The organism is Xanthobacter wiegelii, from assembly GCF_043193855.2.
Taxonomy (GTDB): Bacteria; Pseudomonadota; Alphaproteobacteria; order Rhizobiales; family Xanthobacteraceae; genus Xanthobacter; species Xanthobacter flavus_A.
Genome location: NZ_CM195529.1, coordinates 1,147,507 through 1,163,638, shown reverse-complemented (window position 1 = coordinate 1,163,638; position 16,132 = coordinate 1,147,507). Strand labels below are relative to the sequence as shown.

Annotated in this window: 14 protein-coding genes, 1 tRNA gene and 2 pseudogenes; 14 read left to right on the top strand and 3 right to left on the bottom strand. The window is 68.4% G+C overall.

The genetic code is table 11. The features are described 5' to 3' along the window. The first annotated feature begins 1 nt into the window (after position 1). The 12 genes from V5F63_RS05275 (at position 2) to V5F63_RS05220 (ending at position 12,264) form a co-directional block, all read left to right on the top strand. Positions 2–1,930, top strand: coding sequence for an AMP-binding protein (locus V5F63_RS05275; protein ID WP_394102466.1), 1,929 nt, complete (start codon positions 2–4; stop codon positions 1,928–1,930). Between the two features lie 78 nt (positions 1,931–2,008). Continuing rightward, positions 2,009–2,788, top strand: coding sequence for an SDR family oxidoreductase (locus tag V5F63_RS05270; protein ID WP_394102465.1), 780 nt, complete (start codon positions 2,009–2,011; stop codon positions 2,786–2,788). 22 nt (positions 2,789–2,810) lie between these two features. Then, positions 2,811–3,623 (top strand): enoyl-CoA hydratase/isomerase family protein, encoded by an 813-nt coding sequence (locus V5F63_RS05265; RefSeq protein ID WP_394102464.1) that lies wholly within the window; start codon positions 2,811–2,813, stop codon positions 3,621–3,623. Between the two features lies 1 nt (position 3,624). Further along, positions 3,625–5,658 (top strand): FAD-dependent oxidoreductase, encoded by a 2,034-nt coding sequence (locus V5F63_RS05260; protein ID WP_394102463.1) that lies wholly within the window; start codon positions 3,625–3,627, stop codon positions 5,656–5,658. An 11-nt stretch (positions 5,659–5,669) separates the two neighbouring features. Then, positions 5,670–6,422, top strand: coding sequence for an SDR family NAD(P)-dependent oxidoreductase (locus tag V5F63_RS05255; RefSeq protein WP_394102462.1), 753 nt, complete (start codon positions 5,670–5,672; stop codon positions 6,420–6,422). A 9-nt stretch (positions 6,423–6,431) separates the two neighbouring features. Beyond that, positions 6,432–7,310, top strand: a complete 879-nt coding sequence (locus V5F63_RS05250; RefSeq protein ID WP_394102461.1) for an NAD(P)-dependent oxidoreductase — start codon at positions 6,432–6,434, stop codon at positions 7,308–7,310. A gap of 7 nt (positions 7,311–7,317) precedes the next feature. After that, positions 7,318–8,472 carry an acyl-CoA dehydrogenase family protein gene (locus V5F63_RS05245; protein ID WP_209487955.1) on the top strand — a complete coding sequence of 385 codons (1,155 nt, stop codon included), beginning with the start codon at positions 7,318–7,320 and terminating at the stop codon, positions 8,470–8,472. Next, a complete protein-coding gene (locus V5F63_RS05240; protein WP_394102460.1) occupies positions 8,472–9,326 on the top strand; it encodes an HTD2 family dehydratase in 855 nt (284 codons plus the stop codon). The genes V5F63_RS05245 and V5F63_RS05240 overlap by 1 nt, the downstream gene beginning before the upstream one ends. After that, complete coding sequence (locus V5F63_RS05235; protein ID WP_394102459.1) at positions 9,326–10,165, top strand: HpcH/HpaI aldolase/citrate lyase family protein; 840 nt, start codon at positions 9,326–9,328, stop codon at positions 10,163–10,165. The genes V5F63_RS05240 and V5F63_RS05235 overlap by 1 nt, the downstream gene beginning before the upstream one ends. Next, positions 10,162–10,911, top strand: coding sequence for an electron transfer flavoprotein subunit beta/FixA family protein (locus V5F63_RS05230; RefSeq protein WP_393974720.1), 750 nt, complete (start codon positions 10,162–10,164; stop codon positions 10,909–10,911). The genes V5F63_RS05235 and V5F63_RS05230 overlap by 4 nt, the downstream gene beginning before the upstream one ends. Then, entirely contained in the window at positions 10,911–11,855 is a 945-nt protein-coding gene (locus tag V5F63_RS05225; protein WP_509210819.1) for an FAD-binding protein, read from the top strand. Before V5F63_RS05230 ends, V5F63_RS05225 begins: the two co-directional genes overlap by 1 nt. A gap of 37 nt (positions 11,856–11,892) precedes the next feature. Further along, a complete protein-coding gene (locus tag V5F63_RS05220; RefSeq protein ID WP_394101784.1) occupies positions 11,893–12,264 on the top strand; it encodes a cupin domain-containing protein in 372 nt (123 codons plus the stop codon). Between the two features lie 118 nt (positions 12,265–12,382). Here the strand turns inward: V5F63_RS05220 and V5F63_RS05215 are convergent. Continuing rightward, a pseudogene (locus V5F63_RS05215) lies at positions 12,383–12,958 on the bottom strand (LysR substrate-binding domain-containing protein); the annotation flags it as partial. Between the two features lie 31 nt (positions 12,959–12,989). Between V5F63_RS05215 and V5F63_RS05210 the strand changes: the two are divergent. Next, positions 12,990–13,115 (top strand): annotated as a pseudogene (locus V5F63_RS05210) (IS3 family transposase); the annotation flags it as partial. A gap of 519 nt (positions 13,116–13,634) precedes the next feature. Here the strand turns inward: V5F63_RS05210 and V5F63_RS05205 are convergent. Then, positions 13,635–13,709, bottom strand: a tRNA-Gly gene (locus V5F63_RS05205). Between the two features lie 159 nt (positions 13,710–13,868). Beyond that, positions 13,869–14,342, bottom strand: coding sequence for a cupin domain-containing protein (locus V5F63_RS05200; RefSeq protein ID WP_394101783.1), 474 nt, complete (start codon positions 14,340–14,342; stop codon positions 13,869–13,871). A 114-nt stretch (positions 14,343–14,456) separates the two neighbouring features. Here V5F63_RS05200 and ettA point away from each other — a divergent pair, with 114 nt between their 5' ends. Then, a complete protein-coding gene (ettA, locus tag V5F63_RS05195) occupies positions 14,457–16,112 on the top strand; it encodes an energy-dependent translational throttle protein EttA (protein WP_394029950.1) in 1,656 nt (551 codons plus the stop codon). Positions 16,113–16,132: the final 20 nt, after the last annotated feature.

Below are 16,132 nucleotides of genomic sequence, written 5' to 3'. Positions count from 1 at the left end.
CATGGCCATCGACACCGACGACATCTGGCAGCCAACCGCCGAGTATATCGAGCGCGCGCAGGTCACGGCCCTATCGCGGCGGCTCGGCGTCGAGGGTATCGAAGCGGTGTACGACCTTTCGCTGGCCGAGCCCGAGCGCTACTGGCGCACCGTGAACGACTTCTGCGGCATCCGCTGGAGCCGGCCCTATGCCCGCTATTGCGACATGTCGCGGGGCGCGCCCTTTCCATCCTGGTTCGTGGGTGGAGAGTTGAACTGGGTGGATACCATCCTCGACAATGCCGAGGCCGCTGACCGTCCCGCAATCATCGCGGAGCGGGAGGACGGAAGCGTGCGCGCGGTGACCTATCGCGAGCTGGCCGGCGAGGTCCGCGGCTTTGCGGCGGGCCTGCTGAGCCTTGGAATCGAGCGCGGCGACCGCATCGGGCTGTTGATGGAGAACGGCATCGAGGCCTCGGTCTCGCTGCTGGCCATCGCCTATATTGGTGCCATCGCGGTGCCGTTGTTCAGCGGCTTCGGCACGGACGCCATCGTCGCCCGGCTCGAACCCTGCGGGGCACGGGCACTCATTGCCACGTCGGGCTTCCTGCGGCGCGGCCGCTTCGTCTCCACGGCCGCGACGCTTGCCGCCGCCCGCAGCGCGTTGCCGGAGCTCGCGTGCCTCATCCTGAAGCGCGCACCGGAGGATGACGCACCCGCAGTCCCCGACGTGCACGACTGGCATGCGCTGGCGACCCGGGCGCACGCAACGCCCCCATCCGCGCGGATGTCCGCCAACGATCCGTTCATGGTGATCTTCACCTCGGGCACCACGGGCAAGCCCAAGGGCGCCGTGCACGTGCACGGCGGCTTCCCCATCAAGATCGCCCACGACGCTGCCGTGCATTTCGACGTGGCCCCCGGCGACGTCTTCTGCTGGCCGGCGGACATGGGGTGGATCGCGGGCTCGCTGATCCTCGGATCGGCTTTGCTCAGAGGCGCGACGCTGGTCTGCTACGACGGTGCACCGGACTATCCGGATTGGTCGCGGATGGGCCGCCTCGTCGAACGGCACCGTGTCACCCACTTTGGCTCAGCGCCGACGCTCATTCGCGGCCTCGCCGCCAATGATGAGGTCAGCACCGCACCCGATCTGTCCTGCCTGCGCCTGCTCATCACGGCTGGCGAAAGCATCGCGCCGGAGCATTTCGTCTGGTTCGAGCGCACGTTCGGCCGCGGCGTGTGCCCGCTTATCAATTATACGGGCGGCACCGAGGTCTCCGGCGGCCTGCTCTCCAGCGTCGTCACGCGGCCGATCATCCCGGCCGGCTTCAATACAAGGTCGCCGGGGGTGGCGCTGGACGTGCTGGACACGGCCGGAAATCCCGTCACGGGCACCGTGGGCGAACTCGCCATCCTCGCCCCCTTCGTCGGGATGACGGCGAGCTTCTGGCAGGATGACGAGCGCTATCTCGAAGCCTACTGGAACACGGTCCCGGGCGTGTGGATCCACGGCGACCTCGCCATGCGGACGCCCGATGGCCACTTCTTCCTCCTTGGTCGCTCGGACGACACCATCAAAGTGGCGGGCAAGCGCGTCGGCCCGGCCGAAGTGGAGGAAATCCTCGTCGAGATCGACGGCGTGGTGGAAGCCGCCGTCATCGGTGCGAGCGACCCGGTGAAGGGGCAGGCCATCGTCGCCTTCCTCACCTGCGACGGCGCCGCGGACGACATCCGCGCGGTGGCGTCGGCGCGGATCCAGGAGAGGCTCGGCCGTCCCTTCGCGCCGCGCGCCGTCTTCGTGGTGCCGCAACTGCCCAAGACCCGCAGTTCGAAGATCATGCGGCGGGTGATCCGCTCGGTCTATTCCGGAGCGCCGGTGGGCGACCTCTCCTCGCTGGTCAATCCCGAGGCCATTACGGACATCGAGCAGATCCTGCGCGAGGCCTGAGCCCGGCGCGGACCCAAAGACACGAAAACAAGGCATCCGCCGGTCAGCACCGGCGAGAGCCGAAGGGAGAGAACGGACATGGACCTTCAGCTGCGCGGAAAGACCGTGCTGATCACCGGCGCCTCGCAAGGGATCGGCGAGGGACTGGCCGAGGTGTTCGCCGAGGAGGGCTGCAATCTCCACCTCGTCGCCCGCTCCGGAGAGAAGATGGCGGCGCTGGCCGATCGCCTGCGCGCGGCGCACGGCGTCACCGTCGCCGTCCACGAGCAAGATATTGCCGCCCCCGGCGCGGCGGAAAGGATTGCGGCCGCGGCAGGCGACATCGACGTGCTGGTAAACAACGCCGGCGCCATTCCCGGCGGCGACTTGTGGGACGTGGATGCGGACCGCTGGCGCGCCGGCTGGGAGGTGAAGGTCCTCGGCTATATCGACCTGTGCCGGGCCTTCTACGCTCGGATGAAAGCGGCCGGCGGCGGCGTCATCCTCAATAACATCGGCAATGGCGGCGAGAATTTCGACTTCCGCTACATCGCCGGCTCCACCGGGAATGCGGCGCTCATGGCCTTCACGCGGGCGCTGGGCGGCCGCAGCCTCGATGACGGCATCCGCGTGCTCGGGATCAATCCCGGCCCGGTGGCGACCGACCGCATCTTCAACATCATGAAGAAGCGCGCCCACGAGCAGTGGGGTGACGAGAGCCGCTACACCGAGCTTCTCGCCGCCTACCCGCTCGGCCGCGCCGCCCATGTGCGCGAGGTGGCGGACCTTTTCGCCTTCCTCGCCTCGCCAAGATCCGCCTACACCTCGGGAACGATCATGACGATCGACGGCGGGCTCACCTCCCGCCGATCCATCTGACATCCGCGCGCCCGGAGATACCATGACACTCGAAGCCTATTCCGCCTTCCCCTCCCTCCTCGTGGACCGGCCGGCCGCCGGCGTGCTGCGGCTGACGCTGAACCAGCCGGAGACGCTCAACGCCCTCGGCGCGGACGCCCACCGCGAACTGGTGGACATCTGGCGCGTGGTGGATCGCGACCGCGACACCCTCGCCGTCCTGCTCTGCGCCAATGGCCGCTCCTTCTCGGCAGGCGGCTCGTTCGAGATGGTGGATGCCCTGACGCGCAGCTTCGAGGAGCGCGCCAACATGTGGCGGGAGGCGCGCGACCTCGTCTACAACATCATCAACTGCTCGAAGCCCATCGTCTCGGCCGTGCAGGGCGCGGCGGTGGGCGCCGGCCTCGCCGCGGCGCTCATCTGCGATATTCCCGTCGTCACCAAGACCGCCAGGCTGGTGGACGGCCATGTGCGCCTCGGCGTCGCTGCCGGCGACCATGCGGCGATCATCTGGCCGCTCCTGTGCGGCATGGCCAAGGCCAAGTACCACCTGCTGCTCAACGAGCCGGTGACCGGCGAGATGGCCGAGCGGATGGGCCTTGTCGCCCTCGCGGTGGACGAGGATGAGCTTCAGGAGAAGGCCCTCGGCATCGCCATCCGTCTCGCCGAGGGAGCGCCTGCCGCCATCCAGTGGACCAAATATTCCCTCAACAACTGGCTGCGCATGATGGGACCGACCTTCGACGCCTCGCTGGCGCTGGAGATGCTCGGCTTCTCCGGGCCCGACCCGCAGGAGGGGCTCGCCTCCTTCCGCGAGAAGCGCCCGCCGAACTTCCCGCGCAAGGGCCCCTTCTGAGATGGCACCCGCCCCCTACGAGCGGCTGCTCAGCCCGCTCGCCATCGGCCACGTCACCCTGCGCAACCGCATCGCCATGATGCCGCACGCCGTGATGTTCGGGGGCGGCTACGGCTCGGCCATCGACCGCACCATTGCCTATCACGTGGAGCGGGCGAAGGGCGGGGCGGGCCTCATCGTGATGTCCAACTTCCTGATGCCGGCGTCCTGGCGCCGGCTCGCCACCTGGGGCGGGGCGCTTGAAACCTCGCCTTTGGGCGGCCTCGACCTTGCCAATGACGCGTCGCTGCAGCCCCACTACCGGCGGATGATCGACGCCATCAAGGCGGAAGGGGCCTGCTTCGTCTCCCAGCTCAACATGAGCGGGCGGCAGTTGCGCTCGCCCGGCACGACCCAATACGGCGTGCCGCTGCTGGCGCCCTCCCCCCTGCCCTGCCCGCGCACCGGCGAGATCCCGAAGGAGATGACGCAGGCGGACATCTCCGAATACGTCGACACCATGGTGGAAGCGGCCCTGAACCTGAAGGCGGCGGGCGCCGACGGGGTCGAGCTGTTCGCCGCGCAGGGCTATCTGCTGCACGAATTCCTCTCCCCCGCCACCAACCGGCGCGCGGATCGCTATGGCGGGCCGCTGGAAAACCGCATGCGCTTCCTGCTGGAGGGCCTCGGCGCCATCCGCGCCGCCGTGGGTCCGGATTTCCTCATCGGCGCCCGCATCAACGGCCGCGACGACGTACCCGGCGGCCTGACGCCCGAGGAGGCGACCGCCATCGCTATTCGGCTCGGGAACGAGGGGATCAGCTATCTGAATGTGAGCGGCCTCACCTCCCTGCACTATCCCGGCTGGATCGCCGACATCACCGCCCCGGAAGCACAGTTCGCGCAAGAGGCTGGCGCGATCCGGACCGCCGCTGCCGGCCTGCCGGTCTGCGTCAGCTCGCGCATCGCCACGCCCGAGGCGGCGGAGGCAGTTCTGGCGGCCGGACAGGCGGACTTCATCGGCATGGCCCGTGCCCTCATCTCCGATCCCGAGCTGCCGCTGAAGGCAGCCCGAGGTGACGCGAAGGCCATCCGCATCTGCACATACTCCAACCAGTCCTGCATCGTCGGCCTCGATCGCGGGCGGGGCGTCGGCTGCATCCACAATCCGGCGGTGGGGCGCGAGGCGCAGATCGGCATCGGCCGCATGCGGCCGGCCGAGCGGGCGAAGCGGGTAGCGGTGGTCGGCGGCGGTCCGGCCGGCCTCGCCGCGGCCCGCATCGCGGCCGAGCGCGGCCACCGCGTGACCCTGTTCGAGCGGAGCGCCCGCCTCGGCGGCCAGAACCTGATGACCAGCGCCGTCGCCTCGCGCCGCGGCTTCGCCGAGATCCATCGCTGGCAGATCGAGATGCTGGCGCGCCTTCCCGTCGAAATCCGCCTCTCCACCACGGCGGACCGCGCCCTGATCGAGCGCGAGGGCTTCGACGCACTGATCGTGGCGACAGGCTCGGTGCCGCGGCGCGACGGCTACACCTCGTTGCGGCCCGGGGCGGACGGCATCGCCGGTGCGGACTTGCCCCATGTCCGCACCGTGTGGGATGCGTTCCAGACGCCGGAGCGCTTGACCGGGCCGGTCGTGGTCGTTGAAGACGATCCCCATCTTTCCGGCACCGCCGCCGCCGAAATGCTGGCCGCGCGGGGGCTGAAGGTCACCATCGTCACACCGCACATGCACGCCGGCGCCGACCTGCCCGTGCACCATGCCCCGTCCCTCTACCGCAAGCTCGCCGCCCTCGGAGTCGAGGTGGTTCCCGCCACTTTCGTCACCGCCATCCGGCAGGCGCACCTCGTCTGCGAGGCGCGGTTCGGCGGGGCGGTCCACGAGCGGCCCCACGACGGTGCCGTGATCATCGCCATGGGCAACCGGGCGGATGACGCGCTGGCCCGCGCCTGCGCCGGAAACGGCATCGAACTGCACGTCGTCGGCGACGCCCTCGCGCCCCGCCAGGCGGACATCGCCATCCTCGACGGCGAGCGCGCCGGCTGGATGCTCTGAAGGAGACCGGAATGGCAAGGCTTGACGGCAAGGTCGCATTCATCACCGGCGCCGCGGGCGGCATCGGCCGCGAGACCTGCGCGCGCTATATCGCCGAAGGCGCGCGGGTGGCGGCGGTGGATATCGGCGCCGAGGCGCTCGACGACACGCTGCAGGCGGCAGGCTCCGCCGAGCATGGCCTCGGCATCGTCTGTGACATCACCGAGCCGCAGCAGGTCAAGGCCGCGATCGCGCAGACCGTCGGGCGGTTCGGCCGGATCGACGTGCTGTGCAACATTGCCGGCGGATCGAGCGCCGCCGACGCGCGGGTGACACAGGCGCCGGACGAGGAATTCTGGCGGGTGATCCGCCTCGACCTCTACGGCACCTTCCTGTGCTGCAAGCATGCCATCCCCGAAATGGCGCGCGCCGGCGGCGGCTCGGTCATCAACCTCTCCTCCATGGTGGCGCTGATGGCCCTGCCCGAACGCGACTGCTACACCGCCGCCAAGGGCGGGGTGGCGGCCATGACGCGGTCCATGGCGGTCGAATATGCGCCCGACCGCATCCGGGTGAACGCCATCGCCCCCGGCCTCGTGCTCACGCCCCGCGTCGAGGGATTGATGGAAACGCGCGAGGAGCTGCGGCGGCTGGCCGGCCAGCACCTTCTCGGCCCCTGCCGGCCGGGGGATATCGCCGGCATGGCGGTCTATCTCGGCAGCGACGACGCCCGCGTGGTCACCGGACAGGTCCTGTCCGTGGACAGCGGCGTCACCATTTCCTGAGGCTGAACCATGATCAGATCCGTTGCCGTCATCGGGGTCGGCGCCATGGGCGCGCCGATGGCCATGAACATCCACAAGGCGGGCTTCGACCTCACCGTCTGCGACCGCAATCCGGACGCCCTCGCCCCCTTCGCAGCCCTCGGCGTGCGCTGCGTCCAGGAGGCGCGGGCCTGCGCTGGCTGCGATGGCGTGATCGTGCTGGTCGCCACGCCGCAGCAGGCCCGTTCCGTGGTGCTGGGCGAGCAGGGGCTGCGCGCGGGGATCGACGGCCGCGAGCCGCTGCTGGTGATGATGGGCACCGTCGCGCCCGACACCGTGCGCGAGCTGGCGCAGGAGCTGGAACCGACCGGCCTGCGCATCGTCGATGCGCCGGTCAGCGGCGGCCCGGTGAAGGCGAAGGCCGGAACCCTCGCCATCATGATGGGCGGGGCCGCCGAGGACGTGGACCGCCTGCGTCCGCTCATGCAGGCCATGGGCACCAACATCTTCCATTGCGGGCCGCTTGGCGCCGGGCAGGCCACCAAGATCGTCAACAATCTGGTTGGCATCACCACGCTGATGGTGGCAGCCGAGGCCTATCGCATCGCCGGCGACAATGGCATCCATTTGCCCGACGCCATTCCGGTGTTCGAGGCCGGCTCCGGCCGCAACTTCTTCACCGCCCATCCGAAGGACGCGCCGGAAGCCTACACGGCCTGGACCGCCACGCGCGCGGAATTCGACAACCTCCAGTCCATCCTGCGCAAGGACATCGACCTCGCGCTCACCATCGGCGCTGGTTCCGGCGAGCTGCCTTTCACCAGGGCGCTGCGTGCCCTGCTCGACACCGTCGGCGACGACACCTTTGAAACCTGGCGCGCCGTCGCGGCCGCGCCCCGGCAGTCCTGAGGCCCCGATGCAGCAGCAAGACCATTCCGACATCCGCGACGCCGTCGCCAAGCTGTGCGCCGGCTTTCCCGGCGAATACTGGCGCAAGCTCGATCGCGAGATGGCCTATCCGACCGAGTTCGTTACGGCGCTGACCGAGAGCGGCTTCCTCTCGGCGCTGATCCCCGAGGAATACGGCGGCGCCGGCCTGCCGCTGTCGGCAGCCGCGGTCATCATGGAGGAGATCCAGCGGCAGGGCTGCAACGGCGCGGCCTGCCATGCCCAGATGTATGTGATGGGCACGGTGCTGCGGCACGGCTCGCCGGAGCAGAAGGCGCGCTACCTGCCCAAGGTGGCCTCGGGCGAGCTGCGCCTGCAGGCGTTCGGCGTGACCGAGCCCACCAGCGGCACCGACACCACGGCGCTGCGCACCACCGCCCGTCGCGAGGGCGACCATTATGTGGTGAACGGCCAGAAGATCTGGACCAGCCGTGCGGCGCAATCGGACCTGATGCTGCTGCTCGCCCGCACGACGCCGCGCGACCAGGTGGCGAAGCGCACCGAGGGGCTTTCCGTGTTCATCCTCGACATGCAGGAGGCGCTGAAGGCGGGGCTCACCATCCGCCCCATCCGCACCATGATGAACCACGCCACCACCGAGGTGTTCTTCGACAATGTGCGGGTGCCGGCGGAGAATTTGGTGGGCGAGGAGGGCAACGGCTTCCGCTACATCCTCTCCGGCATGAATGCCGAGCGCATCCTCATCGCCTCCGAGTGCGTCGGCGATGCCAAATGGTTCATCGACAAGGCGTCTGCCTATGCGAAGGAGCGGCACGTCTTCGGCCGCCCCATCGGCCAGAACCAGGGCATCCAGTTCCCCATCGCCAAGGCCTACGCCAACATGCGCGCCGCCGAGCTGATGGTGCGCGAGGCGATCCGGCTTTACGAGGCCGGGGAGAATCCCGGCGCAGAGGCGAACATGGCCAAGATGCTGGCCGCCGACGCGTCCTTCGAGGCGGCCAACGCCTGCATCCAGACCCATGGCGGGTTCGGCTTTGCGGAGGAGTACGACGTGGAGCGCAAGTTCCGCGAGACGCGGCTCTACCAGGTGGCGCCGATCTCCACCAACCTCATCCTGTCCTATCTGGCCGAGCATGTGCTCGGCATGCCGAGGTCCTACTGATGGCCGCGCCCGATCAGCCGGTGATCGACATGGATCACCTCAGATCCTGGATCGGCCGCGAGGATACCGGCGCCGAAGTCCTCAGCGAGGATCTCGCGCGCAAATACCACGCCATGTTCGACATGCCGGGCGCACCGCCGACCCATGGCGCGGCGATGCCGCAGCTCATCCACTTCTGCCTCGCGCAGCCGGCCGTTCCCACCGCGGGCCTTGGTGCGGACGGCCATCCCGCCCGCGGCGGCTTCCTGCCGCCGGTGCCGCTGCCCCGGCGCATGTGGGCCGGCGGGGCGCTGACCTTTCACGGCGACCTGAAGGTGGGCGATGCGGTGCTGCGGGTGTCCCGCATCGCCGACGTGGCGCTGAAGGAGGGGCGCACCGGCCCGCTGTGCTTCGTCACCGTCGCGCACCGGGTGGAGGCGAACGGCACGCTCGCCATCGAGGAACGTCAGGACATCGTCTATCGCGGTGCCGATGCCGGAGCGGCGGGAAAGGTGCCACCGGCTGCCGAGAGGGGCGCATTCGTGAAGCCCATGACGGCCGGCACGCCGCTGCTGTTCCGCTACTCCGCCTTGACCTTCAACGCCCATCGCATCCACTACGACCGGCCCTACGCCACCGAGATGGAGGGCTATCCGGCCCTCGTGGTGCAGGGACCGATGCAGGCGGCGCTCCTGTGCACCTATGCCGCCGAGATCCGGGGCGCGCCGCCCCGCCGCTTCGCCTTCCGCGGTCTCTCGCCGCTGTTCGACACCGACGCCTTCTCTCTGCATGCGACGGCCGATGGGGAGGGGCTGAAGCTGTGGACCGCGCGCGAGGGCGGCCCGGTGTGCATGGCTGCGGAGGCTTCCTGGTGATGGGTGCGCCGCTCGCTTTCACCGTTCCCCTGTTCGTGCCCGCCAACCGCCCGGAGCGCTTCGCAAAGGCGGCGGATGCCGGGGCCGATGCGGTGATCCTCGATCTGGAAGACGCGGTGGCGGCAGACGCCAAGGATGCGGCGCGCGCCGCCCTGCGCGCGGACTTCGCGACGGTGCCCGTGCTGGTGCGCGTCAACGGCCTCGGAACGCCGTGGCACGCCGCCGACATGGCCGCCCTCGCCGGGCGCGCGTTCGCCGCCGTCATGGTGCCCAAAGCCGAGGTCGGGGAGGCCTTTGCAGCCCTGTGCTCCGCCGCGCCCGTCCCGGTGATCGCTCTGATCGAGACGGCGCGCGGGCTCGCCGATGCCCGCCGGATCGCGCAGACGGCGCATGTGGCGCGTCTCGCCTTCGGCAGCATCGATTTCTGCGCCGACCTCGGCTGCGCCCATGGGCGCGACGCCCTGCTGGCGGCGCGCAGCGAGCTCGTGCTCGCCTCGCGGCTCGCCGGACTGGCGCCGCCGATCGACGGCGTCACCACGGCCATCGACGATCGCGAGGCGATTGTGGACGACGCGCGCCATGCCCGTGACCTTGGCTTCGGCGGCAAGCTTGCCATCCATCCCCGACAGGTTGCGCCGATCCGGGACGGCTTTGCCCCGGACGAGGCCGAGATCGCTTGGGCACGCAAGGTGCTCGCCAGCGGCGACGGAGCCGCGGCCGTCGACGGCACCATGGTGGACGAACCGGTCCGCATCCGCGCCCGCGCGCTCCTCGGCCGGCTGGCCGCGCCGCAGGCCGGCGCCACAGTCTCTTCGTCCTCCGAAAGGCGACAGCCATGAAGATCCTGGTGCCCGTTAAGCGGGTGGTGGATTACAACGTGAAGGTCCGGGTGAAGTCGGACGGTTCGGGCGTCGAGCTCGCGAACGTCAAGATGTCCATGAACCCGTTCGACGAGATCGCGGTGGAAGAGGCGCTCCGCCTCAAGGAAGCCGGCAAGGCGACCGAGGTGGTGGCGGTGTCCATCGGCCCGGCCCAGGCCTCCGAGACGCTGCGCACGGCGCTGGCCATGGGCGCCGACCGCGGCATTCTGGTGAAGACCGACGGCGTGGTCGAGCCGCTCGCAGTCGCCAAGATCCTCAAGGGCGTGGTGGGCGAGGAAGCCCCCGGCCTGGTGATCCTCGGCAAGCAGGCCATCGACGACGACTGCAACCAGACCGGCCAGATGCTGGCGGCGCTGCTGGGCTGGCCTCAGGCCACCTTCGCGTCCAAGGTCGTGGTGGAAGACGGCGGCGTGGTCGTCACCCGCGAGATCGACGGCGGCCTGCAGACCATCAAGCTCAACGGCCCGGCCATCGTCACGACGGACCTGCGCCTCAACGAGCCGCGCTACGCCTCGCTGCCCAACATCATGAAGGCGAAGAAGAAGCCCATCGCCGAGAAGACGCCGGCCGATTACGGCGTCGACGTCGCCCCGCGGCTCGAGGTGCTGAAGACCCAGGAGCCGGCCGGCCGCAAGGCGGGCGTGAAGGTGGGCTCGGTCGCCGAGCTGGTGGCGAAGCTCAAGGATGAGGCGGGGGTGATCTGATGGCCGTTCTGCTCATTGCCGAACACGACAATTCGGCCCTCAACGGCGTCACCGCCAAGGCGCTGACCGCCGCCGCCGCGCTCGGCGCGCCGGTGCATGTGCTGGTCGCCGGCCAGAACGCCAAGGGCGTGGCCGAGGCCGCCGCGAAGCTCTCGGGCGTCGAGAAGGTGCTGCTCGCCGACGACGCGCTCTACGCGCACCGCCTCGCCGAGCCGCTGGCGGCGCTGATCGTCTCGCTGGCGCCCGGCTACGACGCCATCGTCGGCCCCTCCACCGCCAGCGCCAAGAACGTGCTGCCGCGCGTCGCCGCGCTGCTGGACGTGATGCAGGTGTCGGACATCACCAAGGTGGTCTCGCCCGACACGTTCGAGCGGCCCATCTATGCGGGCAACGCCATCCAGACCGTGAAGTCCAATGACGCCAAGAAGGTGGTGACGGTGCGCACCGCCTCCTTCGCCGCCACCGGCGAGGGCGGCTCGGCCGCCATCGAGACCGTTGGCGCGGCGTCCGACCCGGCGCTCTCCACCTTCGTGGACGAGGCCATCGCCGCCTCCGACCGTCCCGAGCTGACCGCCGCGAAGATCATCGTGTCGGGCGGTCGCGCGGTGGGCTCGCGGGAGAAGTTCGCCGAGCTGATCGAGCCTCTGGCCGACGCGCTGGGCGCGGCGGTGGGCGCCTCGCGCGCCGCGGTGGACGCGGGCTATGCCCCGAACGACTGGCAGGTGGGCCAGACCGGCAAGGTCGTCGCCCCCGAGCTGTACATCGCCCTCGGCATCTCCGGCGCCATCCAGCATCTCGCCGGCATGAAGGACTCCAAGGTCATCGTCGCCGTCAACAAGGACGAGGAAGCCCCCATCTTCCAGGTGGCGGACTACGGTCTCGTCGGCGATATCAACACCGTCATCCCCGAGCTCAAGGCCGAAGTTGCCAAGATCAAGGGATGATCTCCCCCAGCCGTCCCCTCAAACCCCGTGAGGCCTCATGCCGAAGACCAGCCGTGGCCCCATTGAGATGGAGCCGTTCGATCTCGAGACCGGATGGACCGAGCTGCCGGGCTTTCCCGAGGGACTGATGGTCAAGACCCTGGCCGATGACCTTGACGAGGAAGCCAAGAGCGGAGCCCGCACGCGCCTCGTCAGGTTCATGCCGGGCGCCTTCACCACGCACCCGCTGGTTCACGACTATTGGGAGGAAGTGGTCCTGCTGAGAGGCACGCTCACGCTGACCGCCGGTGCCCCGCAGGGTGCCGACGCGGCGCTGACCTATTCCTGCCGGCCGCCCGGAACACCGCACGGCCCCTTCATCTCCCAAGAAGGCTGCATCCTGCTCGAGTTCCAGTACTACCTGCGCTGATCCATTCTGGCGCTTATTCGGGGGGCGGAAACTGGGCGCGAAGATCGTGACGCCGCATCGCTTCGCGCAGGATGCACGCGATCATCGCCTCCACCTCCAGGCTCGCCTGGGTCACGGATTACCCCTGCTTGCGAACGACATAGGCATTGCGTCGGATGACGGGATCGACGATGGGAACGAGGAGCAGTTCGCCGCGCGCGACCTCCTCGAGCACCGCAGCGTGGGGCAGGATTGTGTAGGCGCTCGCCCGTGAGGTGAAGGTGATGATCTCCCGCAGGGAATCCAGCTCCAGCACGACGTTCAGCTGAATTCTCGCAGCCTTGGGGTAGCGCTCATAGAGTTCGCGCGCGCCGTGGGTACGGCTGAGCAGGACGAGCGGCAGGCCGGCGACGAATTCAAATCCCACCGGTTTCCGCACGATGCTGGCGTCGTCATCCGTATAGTCCCAGTTGTCGGGCGCAGTCGCGAGGAACAACTCCTCGGTCATGAGCAGGCTGCTGTCGAACCCGGAAAGATCGAGCCCCTGATAGACGACGCCAAGGCTCAACGTCTCCTGCATGATCCACGACAGAATATGACCCGATAAGCCTTCCGCGATCCGCAGGCGCATCTTCGGATGGTCGACCTGCGCGGTTTCGGCCAGAGGCACGCTCAACACGAGTGCAAGGGAGGGCGGGAAGCCGACCGACACCTGCCCGCACGCCTTCCCGCCGAGGTAGCGGACTTCCTCGACGTTCCACCCGCGGCGGGATCAGACGCTCCGCAACATGAACGGCTCCGCATCTGCCCCCGCCGCCCAGCACGCCCGACAGGGCAAATCCAACCGCCAGAACGAACTCACCGCTGGATAGAAGTTGGGGGCAACGTCAGTGCCGAGGTGCCTCGACTGGCAATGTCCGCTTTTGGGCCGCGGACGTTAACAGATCAATGGCTGGGATGGGCGCGCAAAGCGGACGTCGCTGAGAGGGCACTCGAGGGGCAGGCATGAGTCATCCCGCGCCTCGCCGCTGTGAAGTACGAGGTGGGACGTTCTTGGATGGTCCTGACGGACCCCTGCATCCAATGCAGGTACGCGGACTGCGTGGAGCCTCTCTCAGCCCTCAACCTGTCACGGGACGCCCGCGCTCTTCCTCTGACCGGGCGACAAAGCCCGCTCGGCCGGCGGTAGATTTCTGTCCGCCGAACAAGCCCACCACGCCCCGGCCCGGGCTCGTTCGGCGACTTCGAGCAGGGCGGCGCCTACGCCAAGGCAAGCCAGGATCGCCCTTGACGTGCTTACCGCCTGCTTACCGGAATGCCAAAGCTTTGGCCGGTAAGCTGAAAACGCCCCGAAGGGCGTTTGTCAACCATCTGATTTTAAGAAGAAAAACTGGAGCGGGCGAAGGGATTCGAACCCTCGACCCCAACCTTGGCAAGGTTGTGCTCTACCCCTGAGCTACACCCGCATCCATTTGCCGGCGAGACAATGTCTCGGCGGCGGGTGCGGTTCTATAGAAAATGCCGGGGGCGAATGCAACACCCTTTGCGTTCTTTCTCCGCCGGCCTGTGGATGGTTCGGTGGAAGCGCCGCCGCAAAGCCTTGCAGCAGAAGGCCGCCCGTGCCTTCACTCCCGATGGATCGGGTCGATCCACTTCACATGCTCCGGCTTCTCCACCGGCTCGATGTCGAGGTTCACCACCACCGGATCCTGGCCCGAGCGCACCAGCACGCATTCCAGCGTCTCGTCGGCGGAGGCGTTGATCTCCTGGTGAGGCACGTAGGGCGGCACGAAGATGAAATCGCCCGGCCCGGCCTCGGCCACGAACTCCAGATTCTCGCCCCAGCGCATGCGGGCGCGGCCCTTGACCACGTAGATGACGCTTTCCAGATCGCCGTGGTGGTGGGCGCCGGTCTTGGCATCCGGATGGATGTGGACGGTGCCGGCCCAGATCTTCTCCGCCCCGGCGCGGGCGCGGTTGATGGCGGTGGCGCGGTTCATGCCCGGGGTCTGGGCGGTGTTGGGATCGAGGCTGTCGCCGGGGATCACCTGCACGCCGTCGGTGCGCCAGTCGGTGTGGTGGTGGTAATCGGAACCCATCTTTTCCTCCGCATGCGCGTTGGCCGCTGTGGCGTCGCGAACCTTGCCGCGCCTCGCCTGCGAGGCTAGAACGGCGCCAACTTTCCCGCACCCCTTTTCAGGAGACGGCGGCCCATGGCCCCCTATCAGTACGCCTACCACATGCACGGCATGACGAAGACCTATCCGGGCGGCAAGAAGGTGCTCGACAACGTGCACCTCTCTTTCTACCCGGACGCCAAGATCGGCGTGCTCGGCAACAACGGCGCGGGCAAGTCGACCCTGCTGCGCATCATGGCCGGCATCGACAAGGATTTCACCGGCGAGGCCCGCCCCGCCGAGGGCGTGCGCGTGGGCTACCTGCCGCAGGAGCCGGCGCTCGATCCCACCAAGACCGTCCGCCAGAACGTGGAAGACGGCGTGGCCAAGCAGAAGGCCATCATGGAGCGCTACAACGAGCTCGCCATGAACTATTCGGACGAGACCGCGGACGAGATGACCCGGCTTCAGGACGAGATCGAGGCGCAGGGCCTCTGGGATCTCGATTCGAAGGTGGAGCAGGCCATGAACGCGCTCGGCTGCCCGCCGGACGACTGGGAGGTGACGCGCCTCTCGGGCGGTGAGCGCCGCCGCGTGGCGCTGTGCCGCCTGCTGCTGGAGCAGCCGGAACTCCTGCTCCTCGACGAGCCCACCAACCATCTCGACGCCGAAACGGTGAACTGGCTGGAAGGCCACCTGCGTACCTATCCCGGCGCCATCCTGATCGTCACCCACGATCGCTACTTCCTCGACAACGTGACGGGCTGGATCCTGGAGCTGGATCGCGGCCGCGGCATTCCCTACGAGGGCAATTATTCCTCCTGGCTCGGCCAGAAGCAGAAGCGCCTCCAGCAGGAAGGCCGCGAGGACGAAGCCCGCCAGCGCGCGCTCTCCCGCGAGCAGGAGTGGATCGGCGCCTCTCCCAAGGCCCGCCAGGCGAAGAACAAGGCGCGTATCCAGCGCTATGAGGAGCTGCTGCAGCGCGCGTCCGAGCGCCAGCCCTCCGCCACCCAGATCGTCATCCCCGTGGCCGAGCGCCTCGGGCAGAACGTCATCGCCTTCGATCACCTCAACAAGGCGTTCGGCGACAAGATGCTCATCGACGATCTCTCCTTCAAGCTGCCGCCGGGCGGCATCGTCGGCGTCATCGGGCCGAACGGCGCGGGCAAGACCACGCTGTTCCGCATGATCACGGGACAGGAGAAGCCGGACGGCGGCTCCATCGAGATCGGCGATTCGGTCAAGCTCGGCTATGTGGACCAGAGCCGCGACGCGCTCGACGACAAGAAGACCGTGTGGGAGGAAATCTCCGACGGCAACGAGGTGATCTACGTCGGCAAGAAGGAGATTCCCTCGCGCGCCTATTGCGCGGCCTTCAACTTCAAGGGCGGCGACCAGCAGAAGAAGGTGGGCATGCTCTCCGGCGGTGAGCGCAACCGCGTCCACCTCGCCAAGGTGCTCCAGCGCGGCGGCAACGTGCTGCTGCTCGACGAGCCCACCAACGACCTCGACGTGGACACCCTGCGCGCTCTGGAAGAGGCGCTGGAGGATTACGCCGGCTGCGCCGTCATCATCTCCCATGACCGCTTCTTCCTGGACCGCGTCGCCACCCACATGCTCGCCTTCGAGGGCGACAGCCACGTGGAATGGTTCGAGGGCAACTTCGCGGACTACGAGGAAGACAAGAAGCGCCGGCTGGGGACGGATTCGGTGATCCCGAAGCGGATTCAGTACAAGAAGTTTTCGAGGTGAGGTGACAACTCGTCTGGCGG

Coding starts and splice junctions, on each gene's coding strand:
- V5F63_RS05240 (WP_394102460.1), top strand. CDS start 8,472: ATGGCCGCGCCCGATCAGCCGGTGATCGACATGGATCACCTCAGATCC.
- V5F63_RS05250 (WP_394102461.1), top strand. CDS start 6,432: ATGATCAGATCCGTTGCCGTCATCGGGGTCGGCGCCATGGGCGCGCCG.
- V5F63_RS05200 (WP_394101783.1), bottom strand. CDS start 14,342: ATGGGTTCCGATTACCACCACCACACCGACTGGCGCACCGACGGCGTG.
- V5F63_RS05220 (WP_394101784.1), top strand. CDS start 11,893: ATGCCGAAGACCAGCCGTGGCCCCATTGAGATGGAGCCGTTCGATCTC.
- V5F63_RS05260 (WP_394102463.1), top strand. CDS start 3,625: ATGGCACCCGCCCCCTACGAGCGGCTGCTCAGCCCGCTCGCCATCGGC.
- ettA (WP_394029950.1), top strand. CDS start 14,457: ATGGCCCCCTATCAGTACGCCTACCACATGCACGGCATGACGAAGACC.
- V5F63_RS05245 (WP_209487955.1), top strand. CDS start 7,318: ATGCAGCAGCAAGACCATTCCGACATCCGCGACGCCGTCGCCAAGCTG.
- V5F63_RS05255 (WP_394102462.1), top strand. CDS start 5,670: ATGGCAAGGCTTGACGGCAAGGTCGCATTCATCACCGGCGCCGCGGGC.
- V5F63_RS05225 (WP_509210819.1), top strand. CDS start 10,911: ATGGCCGTTCTGCTCATTGCCGAACACGACAATTCGGCCCTCAACGGC.
- V5F63_RS05275 (WP_394102466.1), top strand. CDS start 2: ATGGCCATCGACACCGACGACATCTGGCAGCCAACCGCCGAGTATATC.
- V5F63_RS05265 (WP_394102464.1), top strand. CDS start 2,811: ATGACACTCGAAGCCTATTCCGCCTTCCCCTCCCTCCTCGTGGACCGG.
- V5F63_RS05235 (WP_394102459.1), top strand. CDS start 9,326: ATGGGTGCGCCGCTCGCTTTCACCGTTCCCCTGTTCGTGCCCGCCAAC.
- V5F63_RS05230 (WP_393974720.1), top strand. CDS start 10,162: ATGAAGATCCTGGTGCCCGTTAAGCGGGTGGTGGATTACAACGTGAAG.
- V5F63_RS05270 (WP_394102465.1), top strand. CDS start 2,009: ATGGACCTTCAGCTGCGCGGAAAGACCGTGCTGATCACCGGCGCCTCG.